The following is a 26,849-nucleotide window of genomic DNA, read 5'->3' as shown; positions in this document are numbered from 1 at the left end:
GTTTTGAAACGTGTTAGCGTATTATAATGGAAAAGAAGACGTTTTGCTTATTATGATGGAGGTAGATTTGAAATGACAGTCACAATATACGATGTTGCAAGAGAAGCAAATGTATCAATGGCGACCGTTTCTCGTGTTGTTAACGGAAACCCAAATGTTAAACCGGTAACGCGAAAAAAAGTTTTGACAACGATTCAGGAACTGGGCTACCGTCCGAATGCTGTTGCAAGAGGTCTTGCAAGCAAAAAAACCACGACAGTGGGAACGATTATTCCGGATATTTCAAGTATCTTTTTCGCTGAGCTGGCAAGAGGCATTGAAGATATTGCCACCATGTACAAGTATAATATGATACTGAGTAACTCGGATCAGAATAAGGATAAGGAATTGCAATTAATTGATGCTATGCTGGAGAAACAAGTGGATGGCATCCTATTTATGGGGGGCGATATTACAAACGACCATGTGGAACAGTTCCGGTCATCATCTGTTCCGGTTGTGCTGGCAGCGACCTATGATGAATCCAATGTTATCCCGTCTGTTAATATTGATTATGAAGCGGCTTCATTTGACGCAACATCTTATCTGATGGATAAAGGAAATGAAAAAATTGCGTTTATCTCGGGCGTGGATAATACGCTGATTAATCAGCGAAAATATGATGGCTACGCTCGTGCTTTTGATGAGAAGGGGATAAACCTTAAAGATGAGTATATCCTGAAAGGTGATTATTCCTATGATTCCGGACTGGAAGCAGTTGATCAGCTGTTGCAACTGACGGAAATACCGACTGCTGTGTTTGTAGCATCTGACGAAATGGCGCTTGGTGTTATCCACCGGCTACAGGACAATGGTTATCAAATTCCGAATGACATGGAAGTGTTTGGTTTTGATAATACAAGACTCGCAACAATGGTCCGGCCAACGCTGTCAACGATTGTACAGCCTATGTATGATATTGGAGCAGTTGCGATGCGCTTGCTGACAAAATATATGAATAAAGAAGAGGTTGATGAGAAAGAGGTTATCCTGCCGCACCGGATTGTTGAAAGAGATTCAACAAACTTATAAGACTGCCGGTATATACCATAATGGTTAGATATGCATGGCTGGATGGAAAAGTCTATCTTTGGGGGAGATAGCTCTATGCGGAAACGGGATGTCCTGACACCAATCGGTATTACCTTAGGCTTTATCATGCTTATGCTGGCCATCCTTTTCAAAGGTGGGACACAGGGAACAAAATTTTTTCTGGATATTTCGTCGATTTTTGTCGTAATGGGCGGCGTGGCTGCTTCACTTCTGATCAATTTTAAAACGGAACAGATCAAACTTACGGGAACGGTGCTGAAGGAAGCCTTTCATCAGAATGATCACCGGATCGAGGATCTTATCAGTATGTTTGTCAGGCTGGCTGGGCGTGCCCGCCGGGAAGGTATTCTTGCTCTTGAAGATGAAATAGACGACATGGAAGATCCCTATATTAGAAAAGGAGTGCTGCTTGCAGTAGATGGGATTGAACCTGAGGTTATTTCTGATATTATGAACTCTGAAATAACAGCAATGGAAGAACGTCATTATCAAGGACGGGCTATTCTGGAAAAGGCTGGTGAGTATGCGCCTGCCTGGGGCATGATTGGGACACTGGTTGGACTTGTCTTAATGCTTAACAGTTTGACTGATCCAGCGACGCTTGGACCCAAAATGGCAGTAGCTCTGCTGACAACCTTGTACGGCACTGTTATGGCTAATCTATTTTTTATTCCTATGGCCAGTAAACTGCAAACTAAGACAGAGGAAGAAATGTTTATTAAACAAATCGTTATTGAAGGTATTATTGGTCTGCAGTCCGGCCAGAATCCGCGCACTTTAGAAGAAAAACTGAACGCTTTTTTGCCGCTTGATTCAAAAAATCATGCCAAATCGGCAACTGCCCGTGCAGGAGAGAATACCCATGAAGCGTAGAAGGGCGAGGAAGCGTCATTATTCAGGTGCTCCAAAGTGGATGGTGACTTATTCTGATTTAGTGACATTGATTCTTGTTTTCTTTATTTTACTATTCTCGATGTCTCAAATCGATGAAGACAAGTTCGAAGATGTATCGGCATCTTTTAGAAACCGGATGATCCTGGATTTTCATTCGTCGATGGCGCCTATGGAGCAGCCAGCTAACGAGGATGCTAAAAAATCTGGTGAACTCGAACGGCAGACACAGCAGGATACTGCTGACAATACTGGTGGCCACCAAGATAATCTGGCAGACCATGTTAAACAATTTTTGCAGAAGAATGACTTAAATGATGTTGTTTCTGCAAATAAAACCGATCAGGGGATAGCACTGGTGCTGCAGGAAAATATCCTGTTTGAAACAGGAAAAGCAACTATTGTGGATGCAGGAAAACCTGTACTGGATAAAATCGGAGAGATGCTGTCTGATCTGCCAAACAATGTAAGAGTTGAAGGGCATACTGACGATCGTCCCATTTCGAGTTACAAATATCCATCTAATTGGGAGTTATCTGGTGCAAGAGCGAGTGGTGTGATCCGATATTGGCTAGATACCTATGATTTTGATGAATCACGATTTTCATCAATTGGTTATGGCGATACAAGACCAGTTGTTAAAAATAATTCTAAAGTAGACTGGCGGCAAAACAGACGTGTTGAGATCGTCATCAAAGAGAATGAATCATCTGAAAAAGAGGGAAAGAAGGGAGATGACTAGATGTTTCTCCCTTTACCCGTGTGATTTTGGCATCTTCCGGTCCATTATTTTGGTCGTTCCCCTAGAGGTGACTTTTACTTGAATGTGTATACATCAGAGCACTCTGCAAAACCTGTTTATTTTTTTCAGTAATTTCCGCTTTTCTTGGAATGACAGGTACAATTTGTTCCGCATCATGCCAGGTTTCAGGCAACGTTAGTGGTGTTTCTGACTGCCAGCTGGTGCGCCATGCAGACGGCAGCATCCCTTGCTGAATGCTTCCAGTTTTCATCACGCTCCAGACTTGTGCCCAGGCACGGGGAGGAACCCGCCACATGTCATAACCGCCGCCTCCAAGTGCTATCCAGCGCCCATCACAGTATTCATGTGCTAATTCGTGTGCCAGTAAGGGAATCTGTTCAAAGGCTTGCATGGTGACACACAAGTGCGTCAGCGGATCATTCACATGAGCATCCGCGCCATTTTGCGTTATGATAACATCAGGCTGGAAAGATTCGGCTATTTGTCTGAATGCGGTTTCATAAACGTACAGAAACGATTCATCTTCAGTGAATGCATCGATCGGCATATTAAATGTATAGCCGTGTCCTTCCTTAATGCCACGTTCCCGGATGTAGCCAGTTCCCGGAAACAGATAACGTCCAGTTTCATGAATGGACAGCGTACATACATTGGGATCATTGTAAAAGGCCCATTGAACACCATCACCGTGATGCGCATCTGTATCAACATATAAAACTTTTAAATCATATTTTTCCCGTATATATTTAATTGCAATAGCACCGTCATTATAGACACAGAATCCATTTGCCTTTTGACTGAAGCCATGATGCAATCCGCCTCCAGGGTTCAGTGCATGTTCCGCTTTTCCTTGTAAGACGGTGTCAACGGCTGCTAGCGTTCCACCAACGAGATAACTCGAGGCCTCGTGCATATTTTCGAATAGTGGTGTATCTTCTGTACCTATCCCATATTCCATGCCCTCACCAGGTGATAAGAAACCGCTACCAGCTCTCTTAACAGCATTTATATACGGCTTATAATGGAAAAGATTCACTTCTTCTTCGGTTGCTATTCGCGGTATAATTATGTCATTGTTTGTGAGCAAATTCCCTTTTTCTAATAGATCCTTTGTCAGCAATACCCGTTTTTGATTAAATGGATGATCCGCATGAAAATGATAATTCAAAAATTGATCTGAATAAATAAAAGCAGCATGACAAGTCATTGTTTGGGCCCCGCTATGTTATTCGGCCACATAAGTGTGTAGCCGGCTTTCCGCAAATCCTGGATAACGGGCAAAGGATTGATTGTCTGTATACGGAAAACAAGAATTTTATAGTTTGGATCATCATTATACGGATATAGCAGGACAGACGTGATGTTTGTCTGTCGTTTTCCAAAAACGGCAGCTGCTTCAGGTAAAACACCTGGCTTGTGGGGCACTTTAATCTCAATCTGAGAGCTTTGCACATTTGTCCCGGTTAACTGAATGAGTGTGTAAAGCATATCACTGGCTGTAATCATGCCAATCAGTTTATTGTCACTGACCACTGGTAGACAGGAAATATCTTTGTCGTAGAATATGTGGGCAACTTCCTCCGAGAGATCCAAGGGGTGAACCGTTACAACTGGATGGCTCATAATGGATTGAATTTCATGTGATAATACGTGCTGCTCTTGCGATTCATTAAAAATGGATGGTGCAGCGATGCGAAGGTCACGATCAGATACAATGCCTATAATCTGATTTGTTTCATCAACAATGGGTATATGCTTAATGTGATTAATATGCCGCAGTTTTAGGCCATCGGCAATGGCTGCTGTTGGCGAAAGTGTCACGACTTCCGATTGCATCATTTCTTCCACAAGCATCTATAACCTCTCCCTCATATGACGGTGCTGCTCTCACTGTAAAAAGCGGAGCCGATCAAATTGCTTCACAGAGTCTTCCGGAACATTCCTGCCAATCCGAACCATCAGGCAGTTAGCCGGATGTGAGATAATCTCCGGATCATTGGTCGCTGCAGGGTGCAGTCCACCTGCTGCCATCATTTTTTCCATCACGTTGCGGTAACCCCATACGCTCAGACCCTCTCTCTTTAAGTCCCAATGCCAGTAATACTCTGTGGAGATGATGATATAGTTTTCCATATAGTCATCTGTCATGGAAACTGTCAGCAAATCAGAAGCAACTTTTGCACTGCGATAGGCGGGAATGACTTCGACGACTCCTAGTTCCATCAAGTTCTCCATTTTAAAAGCTGACCAGCGTTCCATCGGATCGGGATGTAAATATGTGACATAGCCAATAATCGTATCTTTTGTTCTGGCAACGATGAGCCGTCCTTCTGGAAAATCTGCAATATTCAGAATGGCATCGAACTGTTTCGGAGCTGGCCTGAATACGGCCAGATCCTCATGAAAATGATAGAGTTTCAATTGCTCCGATGACAGCGGCCCCTCAATCACGATTTGATTATTTAATAACATCCGTGTTTTTGCATGGCAGGTTTTTGTATGCTTCAATATTTCACCACCTTTTGCTGACATCATTTAAAGCGGTTATAAGATTCATGATACATGATAATGGTTCATTTGTTTAGTGAAAATAGGCATTATTTTAACAGTTCCAGGTATTGCATTGATTCATCCAATGATTCATGATTCTGTCTTGATCGATGAAGCTTGTGATTCTAATCCAAAATAATCAACGGCTCTTACTTGATAGATACCAGTCGCTTTTGAAATAGTAAGGTTTGTTCCTGTTGTATTGCCAACAAGGCTGAATGAATTATTCGGGCTGCTGGCATGATAAATACGGTATCCAACAACATCCTGACTTGCCGATTCACGCCATGATAATGTATTGCCATTCAATTTAGCGGTCTTTGGTGCAACAGGATTTGTACCGTCATTTTGCACCGTTTCCTGGCTGATGCCTGCTTGTGGTAATCCAATTTTTGACCATTTGTCGCGATTGGTTCGTGGTAGCAGAAGGGAAAGATCACCCAATTGGGTATAGCCATTCCGCTGTAAAAATGCCGGATTGAATGTAAGACCATCACCTTCCACGAATTCTTCTGGTGTATTGGGGCCGGCCTTAACTGTCTGGCCATTGACTGTGACGTAAGAGCCTCTGATCAGGCTGTCATCTTTCTCAGTTGGCGCATATTTGGCATTAAATAAATCGGTTTTAATCAGTCCGGCTTTTTGACATAAATTGGATGGCAGCATACCGGAAATTCCACAGTAGTTTCGCGAAACAATGCCATCTGGCCGTTCAAAATTTTTATCAGGTGCTACAAGCTCCGGATGGATGTCGGATGCTTTATTGATCAATTCAGCCCATAATTTTTGGGTGCGCTGACTGTAACTTAAAGCACATGTTGGGCATTGTATACTTTTCCCAATATCGTAGCCTAGCCACACGCCCATCGAAACTTTGGGATTGACGCCAACAAACCAAGCATCTTTGTAGTCTTGTGATGTACCGGTTTTTCCAGTCCAATCCACATTTCTGTGTTTGATTTGCGAGTTTAGGTATGTTCCCGTGCCTTTGTTGATAACATCACGCATAACATCCAATGTCAGATAGGCTGTCTCAGGTGAGAAAACGTCAGTTGTATTCGTTTTATGCTCGTAAATTACATTTTCTTGCTGATCAGTAATTTTCTCGATCATATGGCTGTCGGCCGATTCACCCTGATTGCCCAGCGTGGCGAATGCACTGACGTTATCTTCTACAGTGACCCCTTGTGTTGTCGCGCCAATACTCAAAGACAGATTGGCATACTCATTTTTTCCCAGTGTGGTTATACCCATTGGTTCAAGAAATTCACTGACGGGATCCTGGTCATTAATCCGGTTATACACATTAATTGCCGGGATATTATACGAATTATAAAGTGCTTTTCTGGCAGATACAAGACCGTGATAGCCCCCGCCATAATTGTCCGGCGACCAGTCACCATACGAAGTGGGTACATCAGCAACTGGGGTGCCTGGCTGAATCACACCTTTTTCAAATGCTGGGGCATAAGCGAGAATCGGCTTCATTGTACTGCCATTGGACCGTTTGGCTGTAGTCGCATAATTAAGCTGGTTATCGCGGCTGTAATGCCGCCCGCCGACAAAGCTGATGATTCTGCCGGTGGCATTTTCAATCAGGACGCCGCCGGTTTGGACAGACTGGGTTATTTTAGTTTGTTCACCTGACTCATCTTCCACAAACCCTGTCCAGTCAGGTCCGTAATGATCATAATTTGCTGCAATATCTTTAAAAGCGTCGTGTGTTGACTTGTCAATGGTTGTATGAATCTCATAGCCACCCTGACGCAAAGACTGTTCGGCGCGTGCATGGTATTGTTTTTTTAAATCATCATCGTTTTCCAGATCGTCTGTTGAATACCCATCTTTTTCAGCCAAATGGTTCATAATGATGTTGCGGGCACGTTTTTCAGCTTCAAATGTTAAATAGGGATATTGTTCAACAGGCGACTGCGATTCTTCTGTGAAATCAGCAGTAATATCGTAGCTTAAAGCTTTTTCATATTGCTTCTTAGCGATATAGTCTGATTCATACATCCGCTTTAAAACGGAATGCATCCGATCAAGTCCCGGCTGGATACCGCTTTTACTTTTTAAGCCTCCATTATTTTTGAAAGGCGTGTAGGCTGAGGGACTTTGGGGCAGACCGGCGATGTAAGCTGCCTGAGGAAGATTCACCTCTGCGGCATCAATTCCAAAAATGCCTTCAGCTGCTGTCTGGACACCGCCAATATTGCTCCCAGAGGCATCTCGGCCAAAAGGGACGACATTCAAATAGGCTTCGAGTATCGCGTCTTTTTCAAAAAAACGTTCCAGTCGCATGGCAATTAAAATTTCTGTAGCTTTTCGGTCAAACGATACTTCATTTGTAAGAATCTGGTTTTTAACGAGCTGCTGAGTAAGTGTACTTCCGCCGGACTGATTCGAAGCAACGCCTGCTTGCTGTACAAGCGCCCTGACAATGGCCTTAGGCACAATCCCTTTATGGGCGTTGAAATATTCATCTTCCGTGGCTATAACCGCATCTTTCAGCAGCCCCGACACGTTTTCCAGCGAGATGTCCTCACGGTAGATATCTGATCGTAAATCGCCAATAGGTTCATTATTGGCGAAGTAAAGTGATGATGTTTCGGCATAGTTATGAATATCCTGCTGCATGCTGTCATAGTCACGCACTGGTTCATCTTTGACGAGTGAAGCAAAATAACCCATTCCTATGCCACCTGCAAAGACAGCGCCGACAACTGTTATAAGCAATAAGCCTAGCAGGACGTTCCAAGACACATCATAGCTGATGCGGGACCATTTCTGAATGTTGCCTGTTCCCCAGATGGCTCTTATCTTTTTAATATAACGATGTGTTCTGAACGTCTTCCAGAACAATTTTATCTTGCGGATTGATCGACTGAATATGGTATTAAAATCCACGTACAATCTCCCCCTGAATTACATACATTATAGCACAGTCCATTTCCAGGTTGAATGGAAATCTGTGTTTTTATATTGCATTTGCCATTTAGTTATGATAAGAATAAATGGGAAAACATAGTCATTTTAAATGCGTGGAAGGGTCGCAGTAGTCTTGCAAATTCCTTATTCAGAGAGCTGGCGGTGGGTGCGAGCCAGTAATAATTGCAGACGAATTACAATCCGGAGCATCTTCTTTTACAGGAAATTGGTGAAAGAAGACGGTTGAACAACCGTTAAAGAGTCCCAAGTGGCATTCGTGCAACAAGGGTGGTACCGCGAACTGAACTCGTCCCTTATTTTTAAAGGGGGCGGTTTTTTTATTTGTTGAGGCATTATATCTGAAATGGAGTGACGACGATGACTATTTTACAGGATTTAGAAAAGCGTGGTCTTATTCAACAGACTACAGACCGCGAGGCTTTAGAGCAGCATTTAAATGATCATCAGGTAACGTTATATTGCGGTTTTGATCCAACGGCTGATAGTTTGCATATTGGCCACTTATTGCCAATTATTATGCTGAAGCGATTTCAGCGTGCAGGACATAAGCCGATTGCGCTGATTGGTGGAGGCACCGGTATGATTGGTGACCCGAGTGGCCGGTCATCTGAGCGGTCTCTGAATGAAAGCTCAGTCGTTCATGATTATAGTGAAAAGGTGAAACAGCAATTAACCAGACTGCTTGAGTTTGACCAGGGATCGAACGCTGCAGTGGCCCGCAATAATCATGACTGGCTTGGCCAAATGACGGTGATTGATTTTCTCCGGGATGCTGGCAAACATTTTAGTATTAATTATATGCTTGATAAAGAGTCTGTTTCGGCTCGCATTGAGCAAGGGATTTCCTATACAGAGTTCAGTTATATGATCCTGCAGTCACTTGATTTTATGAGGCTGTATGAAGAGGAGAACTGTACGCTGCAGATAGGCGGCAGTGACCAATGGGGCAATATCACTGCGGGTATGGAACTTATACGCCGTTCCCGTGAGGATGAAGAGCGAGATGTTCAAATATTTGGTTTAACACTCCCGCTGATCACAAAAGCTGACGGCAGCAAATTTGGTAAAACTGCAGGGGGAGCTATCTGGCTTGATCCGGAGAAAACAACACCTTATGAGTTTTATCAGTTCTGGATTAATACAGATGATCGAGATGTCATGAAATTCCTGCATTATTTTACATTTTTAGAAGAAGACGAACTGGCTGAGCTGCAAACTGAACTTGATAATCATCCGGAGAACCGACAGGCTCAGAAACGTCTTGCGGAAGAAATGACTATGATGGTGCATAGCCGCGAAGCATTGGAACAGGCACAAAAGATAACGGCATCTCTTTTTAGCGGTGATTTAAAAGATCTGTCTGCCCAGGATATTGAAGAAGGCTTTAAAGATGTTCCGACTTATGAAACAGCTAAAGAAGACACAGGTTTAATTGATTTACTCGTGGATGCGTCCATTGCATCGTCCAAACGTCAGGCACGAGAGGATATTCAAAATGGTGCTATCTATATTAATGGGGAACGCAAGCAGGATTTACAGCACGTTGTGACTAAGAATGATCGGATTGAGGATCAGTTTTCCGTTATACGCCGTGGCAAGAAAAACTACTTTCTTATTCATTTCAGCTGAAACTGAAACGCTGCAGCAACTGGCAGAAGCATTGACGCTAATCCATAAACCAGCGATCGTGCTGTAAATACAGATAAAAAAGATCCATCCTTCTATAATTGAAGGATGGATCTTTTACATACGTTGTTAAGCAGCTTTATTGACGTGAGTAGTACTCAACGATAAGTGCTTCATTTATTTCAGCCGGCAGTTCCGACCGTTCAGGATAACGTGAATAGGTTCCTTCTCTTTTATCCGCGTCAAATGTAACATAATCCGGGACAAAGTTATTCACTTCGATGGCTTCCTGGATTATGTCAAGGTTTTGCGATTTTTCACGCAAACTAATCACCTGGCCAGGAAGGACACGATAGGATGGAATATCAACACGTCCGCCGTCCACTTTTACGTGACCATGGTTTACCAGCTGCCGGGCCTGAGGACGTGTACGGGCTAAACCAAGGCGATAAACTAGGTTGTCCAACCGGGATTCAAGAAGAATCATGAAGTTTGTACCATGAACGCCTCTCATTTTGCCTGCTTGGTTAAACAAATTACGGAATTGACGTTCGTTCAATCCGTATGTGTAACGTAATTTTTGTTTCTCCTGAAGCTGAAGACCATATTCAGACATTTTCCTGCGCTGAGTAGGTCCATGCTGTCCCGGCGGGTAAGGACGCCGATTCAATTCTTTGCCTGTTCCAGTTAGTGAAATGCCGAGTCGGCGTGATTTTTTCCATTCTGATCCGGTAAATCGTGCCATTGGACATTTCCTCCTTTATTTGTCTATTTGGCATAAAATAAACGACCGTGTTCCTGGTCACTGTCCATTTTGTTTTCATGTACCATCGCCCCAGCAGCAGAGAGTTACCTGATACACCTCTTTTATATTAGTCAAAAGTCAGGTTCAACTTCATCCAGTTCTGTCATAAGAGGAACAAAATGGCGGCAATGCCGGTTCACATAGGCTACCTTTTTATTTTACACAAGGAATAGTATAGCCGTTATGAGACCGGAAGTCAACCCTTTCTGATGATTATCTGTCCTCAGGAAGCCATTTCATCGAACTGGCAGACAGTTTAATAAAAAAACAGCTGGTATGGTTACCAGCTGGCAAAACTTATTTTTGTATCAGACGCTCGATTTCTTTTGCAAATTTTTCGAGATAGAGCTGATCGGTTTCATCGAAGCGGCTGTTAATCGGACTGTCAATATCAAGAACGCCATAGATATCCTGACCTGTATACAGCGGCATAACAATTTCTGATTTACTGGCGCTGTCACAGGCGATGTGACCTGGAAAAGCCATCACGTCGTCCACTCGCTGTGTTTTTCCTTCTTGAATGGCTGTTCCGCAGACCCCTTTGCCGTATGGTATTCTGATGCATGCCGGTAAACCCTGGAAAGGTCCAAGTACTAATTCACTGTCTTTCCATAAATAAAATCCGATCCAATTAATGTCACCGAGGGATTGGTTTAATAAAGCAGAAGCATTCGATAAATTCGCTAATCGATCGGTTTCGTCTTCGCATAGTGCTGTTAGCTGTTTTAATAATTGCTCATAGGAATGTGCTTTTTCGGTTGAATGAGCGGTTAACTGTGACATGCTGATTCATTCCTTTCATTTTATATTTCAACAAATTGCGGTAACAATTGTCGAAGGAAGATTGCAGGATTTTCGCTCAGTTCGTCGTAAAAGAACGACAAGGGAGGCATCGTTTATGACAGTCAATCCGACGAAACAGAAAGTTATTGATGCTGCATCGCTCTTATTTTTTCAGAATGGCTTTGACGGTACATCTGTCAGGGATATAGCTGACAAAGCTGCAGTCAATGTTTCCCTGATCAGCTATTATTTCAAAAGCAAGCAAGGGCTGCTTGAATATGCTGTAACCCAATACTATGAAGCATATCTTGAAACAATAGAGAGATCTCAGGCAGGGAATGAAACACGGACGGCACTGGAAAATTTAAAGAATTTAGCGGAAACAATTATACAATATAAACAGCACCATTATCAATTATCCTGTTTTATTCAGCGGGAACTGTCACTGGATTCCGTATTTGTCCGTGAAATGACTGTGACTTATTTAGCAAAAGAGAATTACATTATCAGTCATGTTTTTGATACAATTTTATCAACGTATATGAGAAATCATCAGGATAATCAATTTTTATTGATGCAGTTTAAGGGGATGCTAATCACACCTTATTTCATGCAGCATGAATGGAGAAATCAGGTTATGGGTGAATTTTCCCATCAGCAGTTTGTCCGGAATTATACAAAAGCAATTGGAAAGTGGCTTGATTATGTTGTTGAACAAAACTTTCACTCGACACAATAAACAGTGAGATAACCGGGAAAATCCTGTCGAATCATTAATTTATTTGAATTTTTTTAGCCAAAAATGCCATTAACATGATATTATTAGTAATATCGATAATGAATACGTGGCTTCCTGTAATACCTTGCATACAGGAAGAACCTCTTATATAGGACGAAGTTTAGGAGGCATTTTATGGCATACCTGATTGGCGGGGTTTTAGTACTGGTTGCAATCATAATTACAGGACTCATCATGCGCAAGAGGATCTATGACGATGTTGATCGTCTTGAATCCTGGAAAATGACGATTATGAATCGCAACATTGCTGGTGAACTTTCGCGAATTAAAAATTTGAATTTATCCGGTGAAACGCAAGAAAAATTTGAGGCGTGGAAAGAACAATGGGAACACATTGTGGCCAATGATTTGCCGGATATCGAGGAATATTTGTTTGATGCCGAGGCAGCGGCTGACCATTACCGCTTTCCCAGCGCAAAAAAAGTATTGCGCCAGGCAGACCAGGAGCTCCAGACAATTGAACAAAAAATTGAGGACATGCTGTCTGATCTGGACAATCTAATGAATTCAGAAGAATCGAGTCGTCATGAAATCGAAAAGATTCAGCCGCGTTTAAAAGCAATGCGTAAGACGCTCTCACAGAATAGAATCCAATTCGGCAAAGCGGATGAAAGTTTCGAAAAAGCCATTGATGAACTGGAAGAAAAACTGAACAAGTATCATGAGTTGACGGCTGACGGGGATTATTTAGAAGCCAGGGAACTTGTGGAAAACCTGAAGGAGCAAGTGGATGCTCTCTCAGGTGAAATGGACGCCTTTCCAGCTGTTTATCGAAAATGCAAATATGAATTGCCGAAAGAACTCGATGAGCTGCACAGGGGTTTCAAACAAATGGAAAACGATGGCTACCGGGTCAGGCATCTTGGCTTTGAAAAAGAAATTCACCATTATAAACGTCAGCTTGAGGCATGTATGGAGGAATTGGAGACAGGTGATACATCACAGGCGAATGCTGTCATATCGGAAGTGGAAGAGCGCCTGGCTGACATGTACCAGCTGCTGGAAAAGGAAGCAATTGCTAAAAATTATGTCGATACAAACTTTCCATCTTTTGAGGAGTCACTGGGTGCATTTGAACATACGTTTGCCATGACCAAAGAAGAAGTGACACAACTGCAGCAAAGCTACTATTTTGAGGATAGTGACATGGAAAAATATTTGTCATTGGATAAATCAATTACGCAGTTAAGAAACCATCTGGAAGAAATGACGCACAAGCTGAATGATGATGAAACGGCTCATTCCGATTTGCGAGATGACCTTGAGTATGGTTTTAATGACCTGGAGACCTTACAGCAGAAACATGATGCTTTTAAAAAGCGAATCGATAATTTGCGTGAAGACGAAATGGAAGCAAAAGAGAGTTTAGAAGCGAAACGTGAACAGCTGTATGAGGTGAAACGACGCTTGACGAAAAGTAACGTTCCAGGTGTACCGTCTTATATTTGGAATAAGATGGATGAAGCTGTGCAAAAAAACAATCAAGTTTTTTCGACGCTGGAAAAGCAGCCGCTTGACATGACAGAGGTTCAGGATGCATTATCAAAAGCGAAAACAGCTGTTGATGATGTTGCAGAACAGACGGAGACGATGCTTGATCAGGCCCATTTGACAGAACAAGTGATTCAGTATGCCAATCGTTACCGCAGTCAAAATCCAGAGCTTGCTGCTAAACTGTCGGAAGCTGAACGTCTATTCCGCTCATATGAATATGAAATGTCATTGGAGCATGCAGCAAAGGCTGTTGAGCAAATTGAACCAGGTGCCTTAAAACATATTGAAGAATTTCAGAAAACGGCCAACTAACCGTTCTCTAAATGATTCAGAATCAACAAATCGGGGAGTCATGCTAATGATTTATTTGGATAATAGTGCCACAACAAAACCCGATCCAGCTGTCCTGCAAAGTTATCAGCAGGCAGCGGAACGTTTTTTTGCAAACCCTGCCAGTATCCATCAGTTTGGGGGGGAGTCGGAAAAGCTGTTGACACGTGCAAGACAACAGGCGGCAGACCTGATGCATGTCAGCCATAATGAAATTATCTTCACCTCTGGCGGGACAGAAGGAAATAATCTCGCTATTAAAGGAACGGCTCTGAAGCACCAGCAGCGCGGCTGCCACATAATTACTACCGCAGTTGAGCATGCTTCGGTGTCAGAAGCCTGTGGAGGTCTGGAACAGCTTGGATTTGATGTCACGTACTTACCTGTCGACGAAAATGGTGTGGTATCCGTCCAGGCAGTCAAGGATGCCATCAGGGAAGATACGATACTGATCAGCATGATGCATGTTAATAATGAACTTGGCTCGGTTCAGCCTGTTCAGGAAATTGGTGAAGTCGCTAAAGACCATCCAAAGGTGGTTTTCCATGTGGATCATGTCCAGGGTATGGGAAAAGTGCCACTAAAGCTTACGGATAGCGGCATTGATTTATGTACGATTTCCGGTCATAAAATTCATGGATTAAAAGGTACCGGGATACTCTATGTTAAACAAGGGACAACACTTTTTCCACTTCTCCACGGCGGTGGCCAGGAAGATGCTTTACGTTCTGGAACGGAAAATCTTGCTGGTGCTGTCTCCCTTGTTAAAGCTATCAGGCTGATTAAAGAAAAAGAGACGAGCGGTATCAGGCATATGCAGGAGCTGCAGTCACTATTGCGAAAAAAATTAACCGCCATGGAAGCTGTTAAGGTGAACACACCGTATGATGCAGCGCCGCACATAATAAATGTTTCCGTTCCGGGCTTTAAGCCGGAAATTCTTATACACGCACTCGGTGAGAAGGGTATTTATATTTCCACGAAATCGGCTTGTTCCTCGAAACAGAGCGATGAAAGTAAAATTCTTTCAGAGTGCGGCTATAGCAGGGACCGCACAGCCTCTGCACTCCGTATCAGTCTGGCTTATGATACCACTGAAACGGAAATTCACACATTTGCAGATGCGCTGGCGGAATCCATTGATCAATTAAAAGCAGTAATGGAGTAGATCTTGATGCAATATGACCATATATTAATTCGTTATGGAGAACTCGCCTTAAAAGGAAAAAATCGAAAAAATTTCACGTTGCAGCTGCAGGATAATCTTTATGAACAATTAAAATCATATCCGGATGTAACGATCAAACGAACACAGGGACGCATGTTTATCTTATTGAACGGGCATGATCCAGAACCAGTTATGGAAAAATGCCAGTATGTATTTGGGATTCAGAGCCTTAGTCTGGCCATCAAAGTTCATAATGAGGAAGAAAAGATCAAAGAAGCTGCCCTGTGGGCGTTGCAGAATCGTCCGGATGTCCAGACGTTTAAAGTCTCGGTGAGGCGTGTGGATAAAACATTCCCGATTCAGTCACAGGAAATGAATCAGGTTCTGGGAAAGCATTTGTTAACAAATACCGCTGGTTGTGAAGTTGATGTTCATAATCCGGATTTGAAATTGAATGTGGAAATCAGACATGAAGCCACGTATATAACGTCAGACGTCGTATATGGTCCTGGCGGTTTGCCGGTGGGCTCGTCAGGTAAAACACTTTTGATGCTCTCCGGTGGGATTGATAGCCCAGTTGCAGGGTTTTTGGCCATGAAACGCGGCGTGCAAGTAGAAGCTGTTCATTTTCACTCCCCGCCATTTACAAGTGACCGGGCAAAGCAAAAAGTGTTCGATCTGGCCGACAAATTAAGCCAGTACGGCAGTCAGATTCGGGTTCATGTAGTGCCATTCACCAAGGTTCAGCAGCATATTTTTCAGGAAATCCCTGAAAGTTATGCGATGACTGTTATGCGCCGGGTAATGATGCGTATAAGTGAACAAGTCTGCAGACAGGAATCCATTTTATCAATAACGACAGGGGAGAGTCTGGGACAGGTTGCCAGTCAGACGATGGAAAGTATGAATGCGATTAATGAAGTGACAAATTATCCCATTTTACGCCCTTTAGTAGCAATGGATAAGAATGACATCACGGCTATTTCCAAGCAAATTGACACGTATGATATCTCCATTCGTCCTTATGAAGATTGCTGTACGATTTTTGTGCCCAAATCGCCCAAAACAAGGCCTCGCCGTGATAAAATTAATGAACTTGAGGAACACACAGACTTTTCAGAACTGATTGATGAAGCCGTTGCAGGTGTTAATGTCGTAACGCTGACCGGCGAATCTGATGTAGAAGAAGAATTTGATGAGTTGTTCTGACTGGTTGCGTTAACAACAACTACCAGTTTTAAAATCCACCTCCAGTGCACACCATAAGCGTAACAAGGAGGTGATTTAACATGGCAAGCAACAACTCAAATCAATTAGTTGTACCAGGTGCAGAACAAGCACTTGACCAAATGAAAACGGAAATTGCACAGGATTTCAATGTTCAGCTTGGTGCTGATACAACTTCCCGCGGTAATGGATCTGTCGGCGGGGAGATCACAAAGCGTCTTGTGCAAACGGCGCAGCAGCAGTTTGACGGCAATATGCCACAATAACAACTAAATAAAATGGCTGGGGCTATCCTTTTTGGGATAGCCCCATTATTATAGAAAGGTTCGTTTGACGCGATCCCAATAAGAATTGTGTTTAAGTTTAACGGTTTTGACCACTTTATTGCTTAAACTAACCGTCAGATTTTCAATGTTGCGTATCGAGTAGGCTTCATTATCCATACCTATCAGTGGATGGTCATTTCCATCTTGAACAACATCCAGTGTTAAAGTCCGGTCTTCGCTTAATATAAATGAGGAACCAAGCGTTCGGTAGCGGTTGTTGTTGAGTGATGCTATTTCAGATACTTGAAACGACGGGATCTTAGGATCAACAACAGCGCCTTGTGTTGATTTGTTGTAGCCCGTGCTTCCGGTAGGCGTGGCCACAATCAGCCCGTCACCGCGAAACCTTTCAAAATGCAAGTCGTCAATCGACACATCAATGACTATAGATTTAATAATGTTGGAGCGAATACTGACCTCATTTAAACACTGAAAGGTGGTGTCCCCATTTACCGAGACATTGATAACCGGAAAACGCCGTACTTCCATTTCTTCATGAACCATTGAACGCAGCATTTCTTCAAAGCTGTCCAGATTGAAATCACAATAAAGGCCTGATTCATTTCCTTGTGTGATACCGGTATATAAACAATTCTGCCGAAAACCGGTTTGCCGGACGGCCTGCAAAAATGCCCCATCCCCGCCAATGCTTATGATGACATTTGCATCTTTTGCATCGCTGACGATTTGAAAACCATTGTCACGTGCCAGTTTAAACAAAGGCTCTAATTGAACATTCGGCTCATGATTAGCCGGGTAGTAAAAATACAGGTTGTTTCGTGAAAACATCTCTAAACCTCCCACTCAAGAAGTTTTCCTCAGACATAGTTTACCACGTTTTAATTGTGATGTGTAAGAATGCTGTTTTGTTGCATACTAACCTCAAAAGGGGTGTGATTATGGTTATTGGCATCGTCGTCATAAGTCTGCTGGTTGTTTGTATGGTTCTTCTCTGCTCCAACATCTATATTAATGGTTCAGCTGCCGTTAATTTACATACACAAACGGTTGACATTAAAGTATATTTTTATCGTATTTGTCTGTTTAAGCGGTCCATTGACCTAATGAACGAGGAAACTGATGAAAAACATTCGCTGCAAGATATTTTATCAATGATACATAAGACAAGTCATGATCTTCCGCGCAAGGTAAGCGATTTTAATGAGGCAGCAACCATCATTTTGAGCCGCCTTCGATTCAAAAAATGGTATTGGCACACTCATATTGGCACAGGTGAAGCGCATACAACCGGTATAGCTGGCGGCGGTTTATGGGGAGCAAAAGGGACAATTGTCGGGTTGATTGCTTCTAAAAGTCAGTTCCAATGCGAGCCATCACTTGCTGTTACACCCTCTTTTAACCAAAAGCAGCTTAATTCAGTGGCTGACTGCATGATAGCGATAAGGCTGGGGCAAGCTATTTATGCATTACTCAAAATCATATGGAAACTGCCTGCCAGACGGCAAGCTGCTATTTAATATTTTAAAGGAGGATTATACATGAATGATGACCATCCAATACAAGGTTTAATGACAACAGCAATGGAAAATTTACAGGATATGATAGATGTTAATACGATTATTGGTGATCCTGTTGAATCACCAGACGGCAGCATGATCATCCCTGTATCGAAATTAGGTTTCGGATTTGCTGCCGGCGGGAGTGAGTTTACCGGCGGTCAGCAATCCAGTGATTCCAGCAGCAGTGATTCATACCCTTTCGGGGGCGGCAGCGGTGGTGGTGTATCCGTTACGCCAATCGCCTTTTTAATCATTAATTCTAAAGGCGTGAAAATGATTCATTTAGATGAGAGTACCCATATTTATGAAAAAATGATGGACTTTGCTCCTAAAGCGGTCGAAAAAATTCAGCAATTGCTTAAGGAATCGGGTTTGCCGGAAATGATGAAGCAGCAAACAAAACAAAGCGGCAATCAAGAAAACCAGAACAGCCGTCAGGAAAAGAAACGCCGGTCAAAACAGGATCAGGATGACGAATCAGACGATGAAGATGAGTCTGACTAGCCCTGTTTGTATTGCAGGCCGAATCATTGGACACAACCTGCGCCTTCCTTCATAATGAATTAAAGGAAAATGATTGCTATGGGAGGATGATTCAATGGTACAAGTGACATTTAATCAGGATCCAGTCACACTGAAGGGGCAGGAAATGAAAGTCGGGGACAAAGCGCCGAATTTCACAGTTTTGTCAAATGACCTTCAGGAAGTCTCCTTGGACGATTATAAAGGTAAAGTCAAATTGATTGCTGCTGTGCCGTCTGTTGATACAGATGTCTGTTCACAGGAAACGCGGCGATTCAACGAAGAGGCTGCGCAATTGGACAATGTACAAGTCCTGACCATCAGCATGGATCTGCCATTTGCTCAGCAGCGCTGGTGCGCCGCTAATGGCATTGAAAATCTGGATACGTTATCAGATCACCGCGATGCTGATTTCGGTGAAAAATATGGCGTTTTAATGCAGGAACTTCGTTTGTTGGCACGGTCAATTTTTGTTGTTGATTCTAATGATAACGTTACTTATGTGGAATACGTAAGTGAGGTAACGAATGAACCCGACTATCAACAAGCACTTGAGGCTGCACGCAAAGCCGAGTAGATCAACAGAAGCTCTCCTGTCAGGGTTACCCTGACAGGAGATTTTTTGTTTTAGGGAATATGTGCTGTCTGTTACAATATAGACGTTCTGAGACCATTGATCGGAGGATTGTGACATGGATCAATCAAATGTGGAATTATTGTATGAACCAATCGATAAGTTGACGGAAAGTCTGCAGCAGTCTACGAATCAAACGTATCTGGATAGTTTGATTACCACAATGGAGGCTGTATTTAACGCAAGTCTGCCAGAAGAGCTCGATGAAAGTATCAAACAAAATCTCCCGGCTATTCCGGATGCATCTGCTTATGAAATTGAGGATATCCGCAAAGCTGTTCAGATGGCAACTTTAAAAGGCATGAAAGGTGCTACACAAGAACAGCATCTAATGACGCCTGAAGCGATTGCGTTGTTTGTCGGGTATCTGGCTTCAAAAGTGACCGAAGGCCGGGAACATATACGCCTGTTTGATCCGGCGAGCGGCACAGGGAACTTGTTGACGACCGTTACGGAACAGCTCGAGAAACTTGAGGCTGTGTTTGCAAGTGAAGTTGATCCAACCCTTATTAGGCTGGCTGCTTTAAATGCCAACTTGCAGCAGAAGGAAATTGAGTTTTTCCATCAGGACAGTCTAGGGCCATTTTTACTGGATCCGGTTGATCTTGTTGTCAGTGATTTACCAGTCGGTTACTATCCCGATGATATTCAAGCTGACGATTTTGAATTAAAGGCTGATGAGGGTCATTCTTATTCACACCATCTGTTTATTGAACAGAGTATAAAATATACAAAGGCAGGCGGCTATTTAATCTTTGTTATTCCTGAATTTCTTTTTGACAGCGATCAATCTGATAAATTGCATGCCTATCTTCAGGAACAGGTCCATATTGTAGGTGTTCTGCAATTGCCGGAAACCGTGTTCAAGTCAGAAAAAAATCATAAAAGCATTATGATTCTGCAAAAGAAGGGACCGGACACAACTGCTGTCAAACAGCCGCTGCTTGCTCAAGTTCCGTCATTTAAGAATACACGAGCTATGAGTGATATTTTGTCACAAATAAATAGCTGGTTTTCCGAGAATATGACTAAATAACAGCATGAAGGGGGTTGAACAGCATGTCGAATGTACTGGCAATCAATGCCGGCAGTTCTTCGTTAAAATTTCAACTGTTTCGTATGCCCGACGAGACAGTTCTGGCAAAAGGACTTATGGAACGAATCGGACTGCCCGAATCGGTGTTGTCGTTTGAAGTTAATAATAAAGAGAAAAGCGTTCTGGAGATACCGGATCATGAAACGGCGGTTAATCACTTGCTGGAGAAGCTCTTATCAAGCGGTGTGATCCAGTCTATGAGTGACATCGATGGGGTCGGTCATCGGGTCGTCCATGGCGGAGAAAAGTTTGATGATTCAGTTCTTATTACAGATGACGTGATTAAAGCGATAGAAGAAGTTTCGGAGCTGGCACCATTGCATAACCCGGCTAACCTGACAGGTATCCGGGTGTTTCGGGAAATTTTGCCTGATGTGCCGATGGTTGCTGTATTCGATACGGCTTTTCATCAGACAATGCCGGAAAAATCCTATTTATATAGTCTCCCGTATTCGTATTATGAGGACTATGGTATTCGGAAATATGGTTTTCACGGGACATCGCATAAGTATGTTGCCCATCGAGCATCGGAAATGCTTGATCTCCCGCTTGACCAGCTGCGTCTCATTTCATGTCATTTAGGTAATGGTGCCAGTATTACCGCGATTGATAAAGGTGAATCGATTGATACATCCATGGGTTTTACGCCCCTTGCTGGTGTGACAATGGGAACGCGGTCAGGCAATATAGACCCGGCCCTCATACCTTACCTTATGGATAAAACGGGCAAAGATGCTGATGAGGTTATTAACGTGCTGAATAAAGAAAGCGGCATGCTGGCACTGTCCGGATTTTCCAGTGACCTCCGGGATATTGAGCAGAACGCTGATAGCGATGACCGGGCCGAATTAGCTTTGGAAGTCTTTGCAGAACGGATCCATAAGTATTTGGGGTCGTATGCAGCACGAATGTCCGGTGTTGATGCCATTATTTTTACAGCAGGTGTCGGCGAGAACAGTGATGTTATCCGGGAAAAGGTGCTGTCCGGGCTGGAATTTATGGGGATTTATTGGGATCCTGCCCGAAATCGTATACGTGGTGAAGAGGCATTTATCAATTATCCGTATTCGCCGGTGAAGGTTATGGTCATTCCAACCAACGAAGAAGTGATGATAGCGCGCGATACGGTTCGTCTCATCGGCTAGTGCGTTTAAGCGTCAAAGGGAATCTAAATGGAAGCCAGGCAGGCCCCGCTGCTTGCCCGGCCGTTTTAGATGTATCAGCGTACAACGAGGACATCGCACGTTGCGTATCTGGTAATATTCTCGGATACACTTCCGATCAGAAAACGTTCAACAGCGCCCATTCCTGTTGCCCCGCAAATAATTAAATCAGCTTGGAATGTTTCTGCAATATCTTTTGCAATTTTAACTTTCGGCGAGCCGAATTCAATAGATCTCTCTATATCCGTTAATCCTGCTTTTTTCGCCGTTTGTGCATAGCCGTCGACGAGATCTTTGGCATATTCCTCTGAGCGTTCTGCCAGCGTTCTGTCATAGGCTTCAGCGGTAGCGAATGTTTTAGAATCGACCACATGTGCCAAAACCATCCTGGCATCGTTGCGCTTAACAATAGCCACTGCTTTGTTGAATGCTTTTTCAGAAGCTTCCGATCCATCCACGGCAACCACAATTTGCTTATAATCCGCGTCCATTTTATCTCCTCCTTTTTTAAATCTAACACCATTTTTAACACTGTTGCAATCGTTTTCCAACAGAATTGGAAATAGTCTGCGGTTGTTTGAAGCTTAAATGTGAACATACTAAACGTGGAGGTGATAAGAATGGCTAAAAAAGACAACAAATCAGAAGAAGAAAAAGGCATCGATGCAGTCAAAAATCAATTAGTTGAAAGTTATCAAAAAGGTGTTATTGAAGACCAGGACAAGCTGGCCAATAACCGCGGTATTCACACGTATAATAACCAAAAGAATTAACAAATAAACAGAGGCTGGGACAAAAGACGCCTAATAAGCGTCTCTTTTGTCCCAGTCCCTGTATGTATGAGACGATTTCAAAACTGACTTGGCTGGCATCTCATGTTATGGTAACTATAAGGAAAGGAGGATGAAGCGATGGGTCATGCTCTTATAACAGCTGGGACGTCCGGATTAGGCAGACAAGTGGTGCAAAAATTTTTGGAAGCTGGGCATTGTGTTACGACTACTTATCACAATCATCCTGAGAAAGCACGCCAAACGGAGGAAGAACTGTCTCTATATAAGCACCTATTACATACTGAACAAGCAGATATTACCAATAAACAAGATATCTCCAGACTGGTAGATAGCGCTGTGAAACATTTTGGAGGTGTTGATTATCTGATTAATAATGCTGGTCCATTTGTTTTTGAACGCAAAAAGTTACTCGACTATTCTGATGATGAGTGGCATAATCTGATAAATGGCAATCTGAACGCTGCTTTTTATTTACTGAAACAGACAATTCCACATATGCGGGAGCAGCAGTTTGGCCGTATTATTAACTATGGCTACCAGGGAGCCGACAGTGCCCCCGGCTGGATGTATCGCTCGGCGTTCGCTGCCGCTAAAAGCGGTCTTGTTTCACTGACTAAGACGATAGCCTTTGAAGAGGCGAATCATCATATTACATCTAATATGGTATGTCCGGGCAATATTGCTGGCGAAATGAAAGAAGCAAGTATTGAAGAAAGCCGGCACAGGCCTAATGATGAAACGCCGATTGGCCGACCAGGAACAGGTGAGGATATTGCTCGGACAATTTTATACTTATGTGATCAGGATTCCGATATGATAACAGGAGCGGTTGTAGACGTCACTGGCGGCATTGACGTTATCAGCCAATATCGCTAAACGAATCTGCTGTCCAATTCACCTGTGAACACAAACTCTGATGATTAAAAAGAGATAAAAACGGGTAAAGTTATAAAAGGAATCTATGGAAAATAGAAGGTATAAGGTAATCTGAGAAAAGGAGCGATTTACATGCAAGTATCTTTCCATGGCCATTCAGTAGTACGAGTTAAAACAGATAAACATACAATCTTGATCGATCCATTTATTTCGGGAAATGACATTTGTGATCTTGATGCAGATACAGTTGAAACAGATGTAATTCTTCTGACACACGGACATGATGATCATGTCGGTGATACAGAGCAAATTGCTAAGCGTAATAATGCATTCATTGTAGCTCCAAATGAACTGGCCGTTTATCTAGGTGAAAAAGGTTTTAGCGCACATGGAATGAATATTGGCGGTTCCCATGATTTTGACTTTGGCAATGTTAAGTATACACAGGCATTTCACAGTTCCTCTTATACGAGCGAGGGCGGAAATGTTGTCTATACAGGAATGCCTGCAGGGATCCTGCTGACTATTGATGGTAAAACAATTTATCACGTTGGTGATACTGGCTTATTTAGCGATTTGAAATTGATTGGTGAAATGAACGATATTGATATCGCGTTTGTGCCAATTGGCGACAATTTCACCATGGGGCCTGATGATGCTTTAGTTGCCGCAGACTGGATCAATGCCAAGACGGTCGTGCCCGTGCATTACAACACATTCCCTGTTATTGAACAGGATCCAGATGCCTTTGTCAGCAAAGTGAAAACTGGTAAAGGTCTGGCCATGAAAGCCGGTGACTCCGTAGAGTTGTAAACTGTTAAAAAAACGTGAGTGTTTTGCTCACGTTTTTTTAATTGATATTTTAATCCCGTCAGGCTATACTATAATTGTAAATATCTGAAAAAACCTCGCATTTTCCTATTTTGTATACTGCGATAAGGAGCCCCGTTATGAATGATGTGCTAATCCTGCTATTTTTCCTCTTAGGTTTGATCTTCGGTTCATTTTTTAATGTTGTCGGTCTGCGCATGCCCCAAAAGCAGCCTTTTGCCAACGAACGTTCGATGTGTCCGGATTGCGGACATCTATTGGCTTGGTATGAGTTGATACCTCTGTTGTCCTACGCCGTTCAGCGGGGGAAATGTAATCAATGCCAAAGACATATCTCGATTTTATATCCTGTTATAGAACTTTCTGCTGCTTTGCTTTTCGCGCTGAGTTACATTAAGACAGGGTTAAGCTGGGAATTACCAGTCGCATTGCTGACTGTAACTCTCCTTCTCATTGTGTTTGTTTCTGATATCAGGTACATGCTTATTCCCAATCGGCTGTTAGGCTTCTTTTTGCCGTTTTTGGTTATAACGCGTGTCATACAGCCGCTTGACCCCTGGTGGTCTTCTGCAGTGGGAGCATTGATGGGGGTTATAATAATTGCGCTTATTATTCTCATAAGTCGTGGCGGTATGGGAGGTGGTGACATGAAGCTGTTCGCTTTACTGGGGATTGTTTTAGGTTTTCAAAAGACATTATTGGCTTTGCTTCTTTCCAGTGTCATAGGTGCGCTCATTGGAGGTGTATTATTGGGGCTGAAACGTATTAATCGTAAACAGCCAATTCCATTTGGGCCTTTTATTGTAATGGGATCCCTTATAAGCTACTTCCAGGGAGATTTTTTATTGGCGTGGTATTTACATAATCTGATTTAAAACGGCCGTTCTGTTTCACCTTTCTTTTTCATAAATTAATAGAAATGAAAAGAGGTGAGAATTATGCGTTACTATGCCATATTGCGTTTACTTTTAGGAGGTTTCTTTCTTTACATTGCCTGGCCTGCAATTCCAGAGGCGATAACGCAGGAAGCCATTTTATTTTGGGGGCTATGGCTGGGTTTTCTGTTATTGGTTATTGGATCTAATCTGGCCTCACTTTTACAAATAACCGACCCACCTGTAATGGAACAGGATAGGGAGCTTCTCCAAGAAAGGGCTTAACTATTGAGGTTCGGCTGTATCAACTGTATAATTGAAATGAGACAAAAAGATTAGTACAGTTGAAAGCAGGTGTCCAGTTGGCAACAAAGCATGAACAGATTTTACAGCATATTTTATCGCTGGAAATTGGTTATAAAATTTCAGTCAGGCAGATTGCCAAAACGTTGAACGTGAGTGAAGGAACAGCTTACCGAGCTATTAAAGAGGCAGAAAATCAGGGGATTGTCAGCACCATTGAACGTGTGGGAACTATTCGGATTGAACGAAAAAGTAAAGATAATTTTGATAAACTGACGTATGCCGAGGTTATAAAAATTGTCGATGGACAAGCGCTTGGAGGCCATCAGGGACTGCATAAGACCTTGAATAAATTTGTTATAGGGGCTATGCAGCTTGATCCCATGAAGCGCTATACGGAAGCAGGATCATTGTTGATTGTCGGCAACCGTGTAGAAGCTCATGAAATGGCACTGAACGAAGGGGCAGCTGTTTTAATTACGGGCGGTTTTGATACAAATGAGACTATGAAAAAGCTGGCCGATGAAAAGCAGCTGCCGATTATGACGACCAGTTATGACACGTTCACGGTAGCAACTATGATTAACCGAGCTATTTATGACCAATTGATTAAAAAGGAAGTCATATTTGTCGATGATATTTATACACCGCAGGAACAATCGTTGCGTTTGTATATGACAGATACCTTAGAACGCTGGTATGCGTTAAACGAGCAATCAACTCACACCAGATATCCTGTTGTTGATGACAAAGGGCGCGTCGCTGGTATGCTTAGTTCAAAGGATATTATCGGAAAAGACAGGCAGATACGTATTGACAAAATTATGTCCCGGAATCCAATCGTTGTCCAGGAAAAAACGTCGCTCGCGTATGTGGCTCATATGATGGTATGGGAGGGAATTGAAGTCGTGCCGGTTGTTGATCCTTCCAGCAAACTGAAAGGCGTTGTTTCCCGGCAGGATGTTTTGCAAGCTCTGCAGCAAATTCAGCGGCAGCCACAAGTAGGGGAAACCATCGATGATATTGTTGGACGGCAGCTGTCCTCCCCGGAAAGCGATGAAATGGCTTTCCACACACAGGTGACGCCGCAGATGACGAATCAAATCGGGACGCTGTCGGATGGGGTGTGCACATCCCTTATGACGGAAGCGAGCAGCCGGGCCTTAAGCCGTCAAAAAAAAGGTGATCTTGTTGTGGAGAATCTAACAGTATACTTTTTAAAGCCGGTGCCCATTGACAGTAAGGTAACGATTAAGCCAAAAATACTCGAAGCTGGACGCATTTATGCTAAAGTGGATGTGGAAATGTTCAGCGGTAATAATATGGTTGGGAAAGGTTTGCTGATGACTCACCTGATCGATAGGTAACGGCTGTGGCGGATGTGCTATCAACACGTTTATTTGAAAGGATCGATTGTTGCCCCGCAGAAAAG

28 protein-coding genes and 1 other annotated feature are annotated in these 26,849 nt (G+C 43.0%); of the genes, 20 read left to right on the top strand and 8 right to left on the bottom strand.

What is annotated here, in order from left to right:
* Positions 1–72 precede the first annotated feature (72 nt).
* The 3 genes from ccpA (at position 73) to motS (ending at position 2,725) form a co-directional block, all read left to right on the top strand.
* Complete coding sequence (ccpA, locus tag ACFQU8_RS07320) at positions 73–1,071, top strand: catabolite control protein A (RefSeq protein ID WP_382358557.1); 999 nt, start codon at positions 73–75, stop codon at positions 1,069–1,071.
* A 75-nt stretch (positions 1,072–1,146) separates the two neighbouring features.
* A complete protein-coding gene (gene motP, locus ACFQU8_RS07315) occupies positions 1,147–1,965 on the top strand; it encodes a flagellar motor protein MotP (RefSeq protein WP_382358556.1) in 819 nt (272 codons plus the stop codon).
* Complete coding sequence (gene motS, locus ACFQU8_RS07310; protein WP_382358555.1) at positions 1,955–2,725, top strand: flagellar motor protein MotS; 771 nt, start codon at positions 1,955–1,957, stop codon at positions 2,723–2,725. The genes motP and motS overlap by 11 nt, the downstream gene beginning before the upstream one ends.
* A gap of 61 nt (positions 2,726–2,786) precedes the next feature.
* On the opposite strand, the gene ACFQU8_RS07305 is transcribed toward motS, so the two are convergent.
* The 4 genes from ACFQU8_RS07305 to ACFQU8_RS07290 all read right to left on the bottom strand — a co-directional run bounded on the left by ACFQU8_RS07305 (position 2,787) and on the right by ACFQU8_RS07290 (position 8,203).
* A complete protein-coding gene (locus tag ACFQU8_RS07305) occupies positions 2,787–3,953 on the bottom strand; it encodes an acetoin utilization protein AcuC (RefSeq protein WP_382358554.1) in 1,167 nt (388 codons plus the stop codon).
* Positions 3,950–4,600, bottom strand: a complete 651-nt coding sequence (locus ACFQU8_RS07300) for an acetoin utilization AcuB family protein (protein WP_382358553.1) — start codon at positions 4,598–4,600, stop codon at positions 3,950–3,952. Before ACFQU8_RS07300 ends, ACFQU8_RS07305 begins: the two co-directional genes overlap by 4 nt.
* 33 nt (positions 4,601–4,633) lie before the next feature.
* Positions 4,634–5,254: a GNAT family N-acetyltransferase gene (locus ACFQU8_RS07295; protein ID WP_382358552.1), complete on the bottom strand. Its 621-nt coding sequence runs from the start codon at positions 5,252–5,254 to the stop codon at positions 4,634–4,636.
* Positions 5,255–5,386: 132 nt separating this feature from the next.
* Entirely contained in the window at positions 5,387–8,203 is a 2,817-nt protein-coding gene (locus ACFQU8_RS07290) for a transglycosylase domain-containing protein (RefSeq protein ID WP_382358551.1), read from the bottom strand.
* Positions 8,204–8,329: 126 nt separating this feature from the next.
* Positions 8,330–8,542, top strand: a binding site (T-box leader).
* A 60-nt stretch (positions 8,543–8,602) separates the two neighbouring features.
* Here ACFQU8_RS07290 and tyrS point away from each other — a divergent pair.
* Positions 8,603–9,874, top strand: coding sequence for a tyrosine--tRNA ligase (gene tyrS / locus ACFQU8_RS07285; RefSeq protein WP_382358550.1), 1,272 nt, complete (start codon positions 8,603–8,605; stop codon positions 9,872–9,874).
* 136 nt (positions 9,875–10,010) lie between these two features.
* Here the strand turns inward: tyrS and rpsD are convergent, their stop codons facing one another.
* Both rpsD and ACFQU8_RS07275 read right to left on the bottom strand, forming a co-directional pair.
* Positions 10,011–10,616: a 30S ribosomal protein S4 gene (gene rpsD, locus ACFQU8_RS07280; protein ID WP_382358549.1), complete on the bottom strand. Its 606-nt coding sequence runs from the start codon at positions 10,614–10,616 to the stop codon at positions 10,011–10,013.
* 357 nt (positions 10,617–10,973) lie between these two features.
* Positions 10,974–11,459, bottom strand: coding sequence for a GAF domain-containing protein (locus ACFQU8_RS07275; protein WP_382358548.1), 486 nt, complete (start codon positions 11,457–11,459; stop codon positions 10,974–10,976).
* Positions 11,460–11,574: 115 nt separating this feature from the next.
* On the opposite strand from ACFQU8_RS07275, the gene refZ reads away from it, so the two are divergent.
* From refZ to ACFQU8_RS07250, 5 genes are all read left to right on the top strand, one after another.
* Entirely contained in the window at positions 11,575–12,198 is a 624-nt protein-coding gene (refZ, locus tag ACFQU8_RS07270) for a forespore capture DNA-binding protein RefZ (RefSeq protein WP_382358547.1), read from the top strand.
* Positions 12,199–12,372: 174 nt separating this feature from the next.
* Positions 12,373–14,064 carry a septation ring formation regulator EzrA gene (gene ezrA, locus ACFQU8_RS07265; RefSeq protein ID WP_382358546.1) on the top strand — a complete coding sequence of 564 codons (1,692 nt, stop codon included), beginning with the start codon at positions 12,373–12,375 and terminating at the stop codon, positions 14,062–14,064.
* A 46-nt stretch (positions 14,065–14,110) separates the two neighbouring features.
* Positions 14,111–15,250, top strand: coding sequence for a cysteine desulfurase family protein (locus ACFQU8_RS07260; RefSeq protein ID WP_382358545.1), 1,140 nt, complete (start codon positions 14,111–14,113; stop codon positions 15,248–15,250).
* 6 nt (positions 15,251–15,256) lie between these two features.
* Positions 15,257–16,459, top strand: a complete 1,203-nt coding sequence (thiI, locus tag ACFQU8_RS07255) for a tRNA uracil 4-sulfurtransferase ThiI (protein WP_382358544.1) — start codon at positions 15,257–15,259, stop codon at positions 16,457–16,459.
* An 80-nt stretch (positions 16,460–16,539) separates the two neighbouring features.
* Positions 16,540–16,743 carry a small, acid-soluble spore protein, alpha/beta type gene (locus ACFQU8_RS07250; protein WP_382358543.1) on the top strand — a complete coding sequence of 68 codons (204 nt, stop codon included), beginning with the start codon at positions 16,540–16,542 and terminating at the stop codon, positions 16,741–16,743.
* A 48-nt stretch (positions 16,744–16,791) separates the two neighbouring features.
* Here the strand turns inward: ACFQU8_RS07250 and ACFQU8_RS07245 are convergent, their stop codons facing one another.
* Positions 16,792–17,592 (bottom strand): NAD kinase, encoded by an 801-nt coding sequence (locus ACFQU8_RS07245; protein WP_382358542.1) that lies wholly within the window; start codon positions 17,590–17,592, stop codon positions 16,792–16,794.
* Between ACFQU8_RS07245 and ACFQU8_RS07240 the strand changes: the two genes are divergently transcribed.
* The 5 genes from ACFQU8_RS07240 (at position 17,583) to ACFQU8_RS07220 (ending at position 21,720) form a co-directional block, all read left to right on the top strand.
* Complete coding sequence (locus ACFQU8_RS07240) at positions 17,583–18,281, top strand: DUF2953 domain-containing protein (protein ID WP_382358541.1); 699 nt, start codon at positions 17,583–17,585, stop codon at positions 18,279–18,281. The two genes, ACFQU8_RS07245 and ACFQU8_RS07240, sit on opposite strands and share 10 nt — an antisense overlap.
* Positions 18,282–18,302: 21 nt before the next feature.
* Positions 18,303–18,827 carry a GerW family sporulation protein gene (gene ytfJ / locus ACFQU8_RS07235; protein WP_382358540.1) on the top strand — a complete coding sequence of 175 codons (525 nt, stop codon included), beginning with the start codon at positions 18,303–18,305 and terminating at the stop codon, positions 18,825–18,827.
* A gap of 94 nt (positions 18,828–18,921) precedes the next feature.
* Complete coding sequence (gene tpx / locus ACFQU8_RS07230) at positions 18,922–19,422, top strand: thiol peroxidase (protein ID WP_382358539.1); 501 nt, start codon at positions 18,922–18,924, stop codon at positions 19,420–19,422.
* A gap of 115 nt (positions 19,423–19,537) precedes the next feature.
* Entirely contained in the window at positions 19,538–20,515 is a 978-nt protein-coding gene (locus ACFQU8_RS07225; protein WP_382358538.1) for a class I SAM-dependent methyltransferase, read from the top strand.
* Between the two features lie 23 nt (positions 20,516–20,538).
* Positions 20,539–21,720 (top strand): acetate kinase, encoded by a 1,182-nt coding sequence (locus tag ACFQU8_RS07220; RefSeq protein WP_382358537.1) that lies wholly within the window; start codon positions 20,539–20,541, stop codon positions 21,718–21,720.
* 74 nt (positions 21,721–21,794) lie between these two features.
* Here the strand turns inward: ACFQU8_RS07220 and ACFQU8_RS07215 are convergent, their stop codons facing one another.
* On the bottom strand, positions 21,795–22,229 hold the full coding sequence (locus tag ACFQU8_RS07215; protein WP_382358536.1) for a universal stress protein: 435 nt from the start codon (positions 22,227–22,229) through the stop codon (positions 21,795–21,797).
* Between the two features lie 129 nt (positions 22,230–22,358).
* Between ACFQU8_RS07215 and ACFQU8_RS07210 the strand changes: the two genes are divergently transcribed.
* The 6 genes from ACFQU8_RS07210 to ACFQU8_RS07185 all read left to right on the top strand — a co-directional run bounded on the left by ACFQU8_RS07210 (position 22,359) and on the right by ACFQU8_RS07185 (position 26,784).
* A complete protein-coding gene (locus ACFQU8_RS07210) occupies positions 22,359–22,511 on the top strand; it encodes a hypothetical protein (RefSeq protein ID WP_382358535.1) in 153 nt (50 codons plus the stop codon).
* A gap of 138 nt (positions 22,512–22,649) precedes the next feature.
* On the top strand, positions 22,650–23,408 hold the full coding sequence (locus ACFQU8_RS07205; protein ID WP_382358534.1) for an SDR family oxidoreductase: 759 nt from the start codon (positions 22,650–22,652) through the stop codon (positions 23,406–23,408).
* Between the two features lie 132 nt (positions 23,409–23,540).
* The gene (locus ACFQU8_RS07200; protein ID WP_382358533.1) at positions 23,541–24,221 is read left to right on the top strand and encodes a metal-dependent hydrolase; all 681 of its coding nucleotides are present in this window, start codon (positions 23,541–23,543) and stop codon (positions 24,219–24,221) included.
* Positions 24,222–24,358: 137 nt separating this feature from the next.
* Positions 24,359–25,114 (top strand): prepilin peptidase, encoded by a 756-nt coding sequence (locus tag ACFQU8_RS07195; RefSeq protein ID WP_382358532.1) that lies wholly within the window; start codon positions 24,359–24,361, stop codon positions 25,112–25,114.
* A 63-nt stretch (positions 25,115–25,177) separates the two neighbouring features.
* The gene (locus tag ACFQU8_RS07190; RefSeq protein ID WP_382358531.1) at positions 25,178–25,399 is read left to right on the top strand and encodes a hypothetical protein; all 222 of its coding nucleotides are present in this window, start codon (positions 25,178–25,180) and stop codon (positions 25,397–25,399) included.
* Between the two features lie 77 nt (positions 25,400–25,476).
* Entirely contained in the window at positions 25,477–26,784 is a 1,308-nt protein-coding gene (locus tag ACFQU8_RS07185) for a DRTGG domain-containing protein (RefSeq protein ID WP_382358530.1), read from the top strand.
* The last annotated feature ends 65 nt before the right edge of the window (positions 26,785–26,849 follow it).

This window comes from Lentibacillus kimchii (assembly GCF_042666895.1).
GTDB classification, from domain to species: domain Bacteria; phylum Bacillota; class Bacilli; order Bacillales; family Amphibacillaceae; genus Lentibacillus; species Lentibacillus kimchii.
This window is presented reverse-complemented; position numbering and strand designations above follow the sequence as displayed.

Excerpts from the sequence above, each read along its gene's own strand:
- ccpA (WP_382358557.1), top strand. The coding sequence starts at position 73 with ATGACAGTCACAATATACGATGTTGCAAGAGAAGCAAATGTATCAATG.
- motP (WP_382358556.1), top strand. The coding sequence starts at position 1,147 with ATGCGGAAACGGGATGTCCTGACACCAATCGGTATTACCTTAGGCTTT.
- motS (WP_382358555.1), top strand. The coding sequence starts at position 1,955 with ATGAAGCGTAGAAGGGCGAGGAAGCGTCATTATTCAGGTGCTCCAAAG.
- ACFQU8_RS07305 (WP_382358554.1), bottom strand. The coding sequence starts at position 3,953 with ATGACTTGTCATGCTGCTTTTATTTATTCAGATCAATTTTTGAATTAT.
- ACFQU8_RS07300 (WP_382358553.1), bottom strand. The coding sequence starts at position 4,600 with ATGCTTGTGGAAGAAATGATGCAATCGGAAGTCGTGACACTTTCGCCA.
- tyrS (WP_382358550.1), top strand. The coding sequence starts at position 8,603 with ATGACTATTTTACAGGATTTAGAAAAGCGTGGTCTTATTCAACAGACT.
- rpsD (WP_382358549.1), bottom strand. The coding sequence starts at position 10,616 with ATGGCACGATTTACCGGATCAGAATGGAAAAAATCACGCCGACTCGGC.
- ACFQU8_RS07275 (WP_382358548.1), bottom strand. The coding sequence starts at position 11,459 with ATGTCACAGTTAACCGCTCATTCAACCGAAAAAGCACATTCCTATGAG.
- refZ (WP_382358547.1), top strand. The coding sequence starts at position 11,575 with ATGACAGTCAATCCGACGAAACAGAAAGTTATTGATGCTGCATCGCTC.
- ezrA (WP_382358546.1), top strand. The coding sequence starts at position 12,373 with ATGGCATACCTGATTGGCGGGGTTTTAGTACTGGTTGCAATCATAATT.
- ACFQU8_RS07260 (WP_382358545.1), top strand. The coding sequence starts at position 14,111 with ATGATTTATTTGGATAATAGTGCCACAACAAAACCCGATCCAGCTGTC.
- thiI (WP_382358544.1), top strand. The coding sequence starts at position 15,257 with ATGCAATATGACCATATATTAATTCGTTATGGAGAACTCGCCTTAAAA.
- ACFQU8_RS07250 (WP_382358543.1), top strand. The coding sequence starts at position 16,540 with ATGGCAAGCAACAACTCAAATCAATTAGTTGTACCAGGTGCAGAACAA.
- ACFQU8_RS07245 (WP_382358542.1), bottom strand. The coding sequence starts at position 17,592 with ATGTTTTCACGAAACAACCTGTATTTTTACTACCCGGCTAATCATGAG.
- ytfJ (WP_382358540.1), top strand. The coding sequence starts at position 18,303 with ATGAATGATGACCATCCAATACAAGGTTTAATGACAACAGCAATGGAA.
- tpx (WP_382358539.1), top strand. The coding sequence starts at position 18,922 with ATGGTACAAGTGACATTTAATCAGGATCCAGTCACACTGAAGGGGCAG.
- ACFQU8_RS07225 (WP_382358538.1), top strand. The coding sequence starts at position 19,538 with ATGGATCAATCAAATGTGGAATTATTGTATGAACCAATCGATAAGTTG.
- ACFQU8_RS07220 (WP_382358537.1), top strand. The coding sequence starts at position 20,539 with ATGTCGAATGTACTGGCAATCAATGCCGGCAGTTCTTCGTTAAAATTT.
- ACFQU8_RS07215 (WP_382358536.1), bottom strand. The coding sequence starts at position 22,229 with ATGGACGCGGATTATAAGCAAATTGTGGTTGCCGTGGATGGATCGGAA.
- ACFQU8_RS07210 (WP_382358535.1), top strand. The coding sequence starts at position 22,359 with ATGGCTAAAAAAGACAACAAATCAGAAGAAGAAAAAGGCATCGATGCA.
- ACFQU8_RS07205 (WP_382358534.1), top strand. The coding sequence starts at position 22,650 with ATGGGTCATGCTCTTATAACAGCTGGGACGTCCGGATTAGGCAGACAA.
- ACFQU8_RS07200 (WP_382358533.1), top strand. The coding sequence starts at position 23,541 with ATGCAAGTATCTTTCCATGGCCATTCAGTAGTACGAGTTAAAACAGAT.
- ACFQU8_RS07195 (WP_382358532.1), top strand. The coding sequence starts at position 24,359 with ATGAATGATGTGCTAATCCTGCTATTTTTCCTCTTAGGTTTGATCTTC.
- ACFQU8_RS07190 (WP_382358531.1), top strand. The coding sequence starts at position 25,178 with ATGCGTTACTATGCCATATTGCGTTTACTTTTAGGAGGTTTCTTTCTT.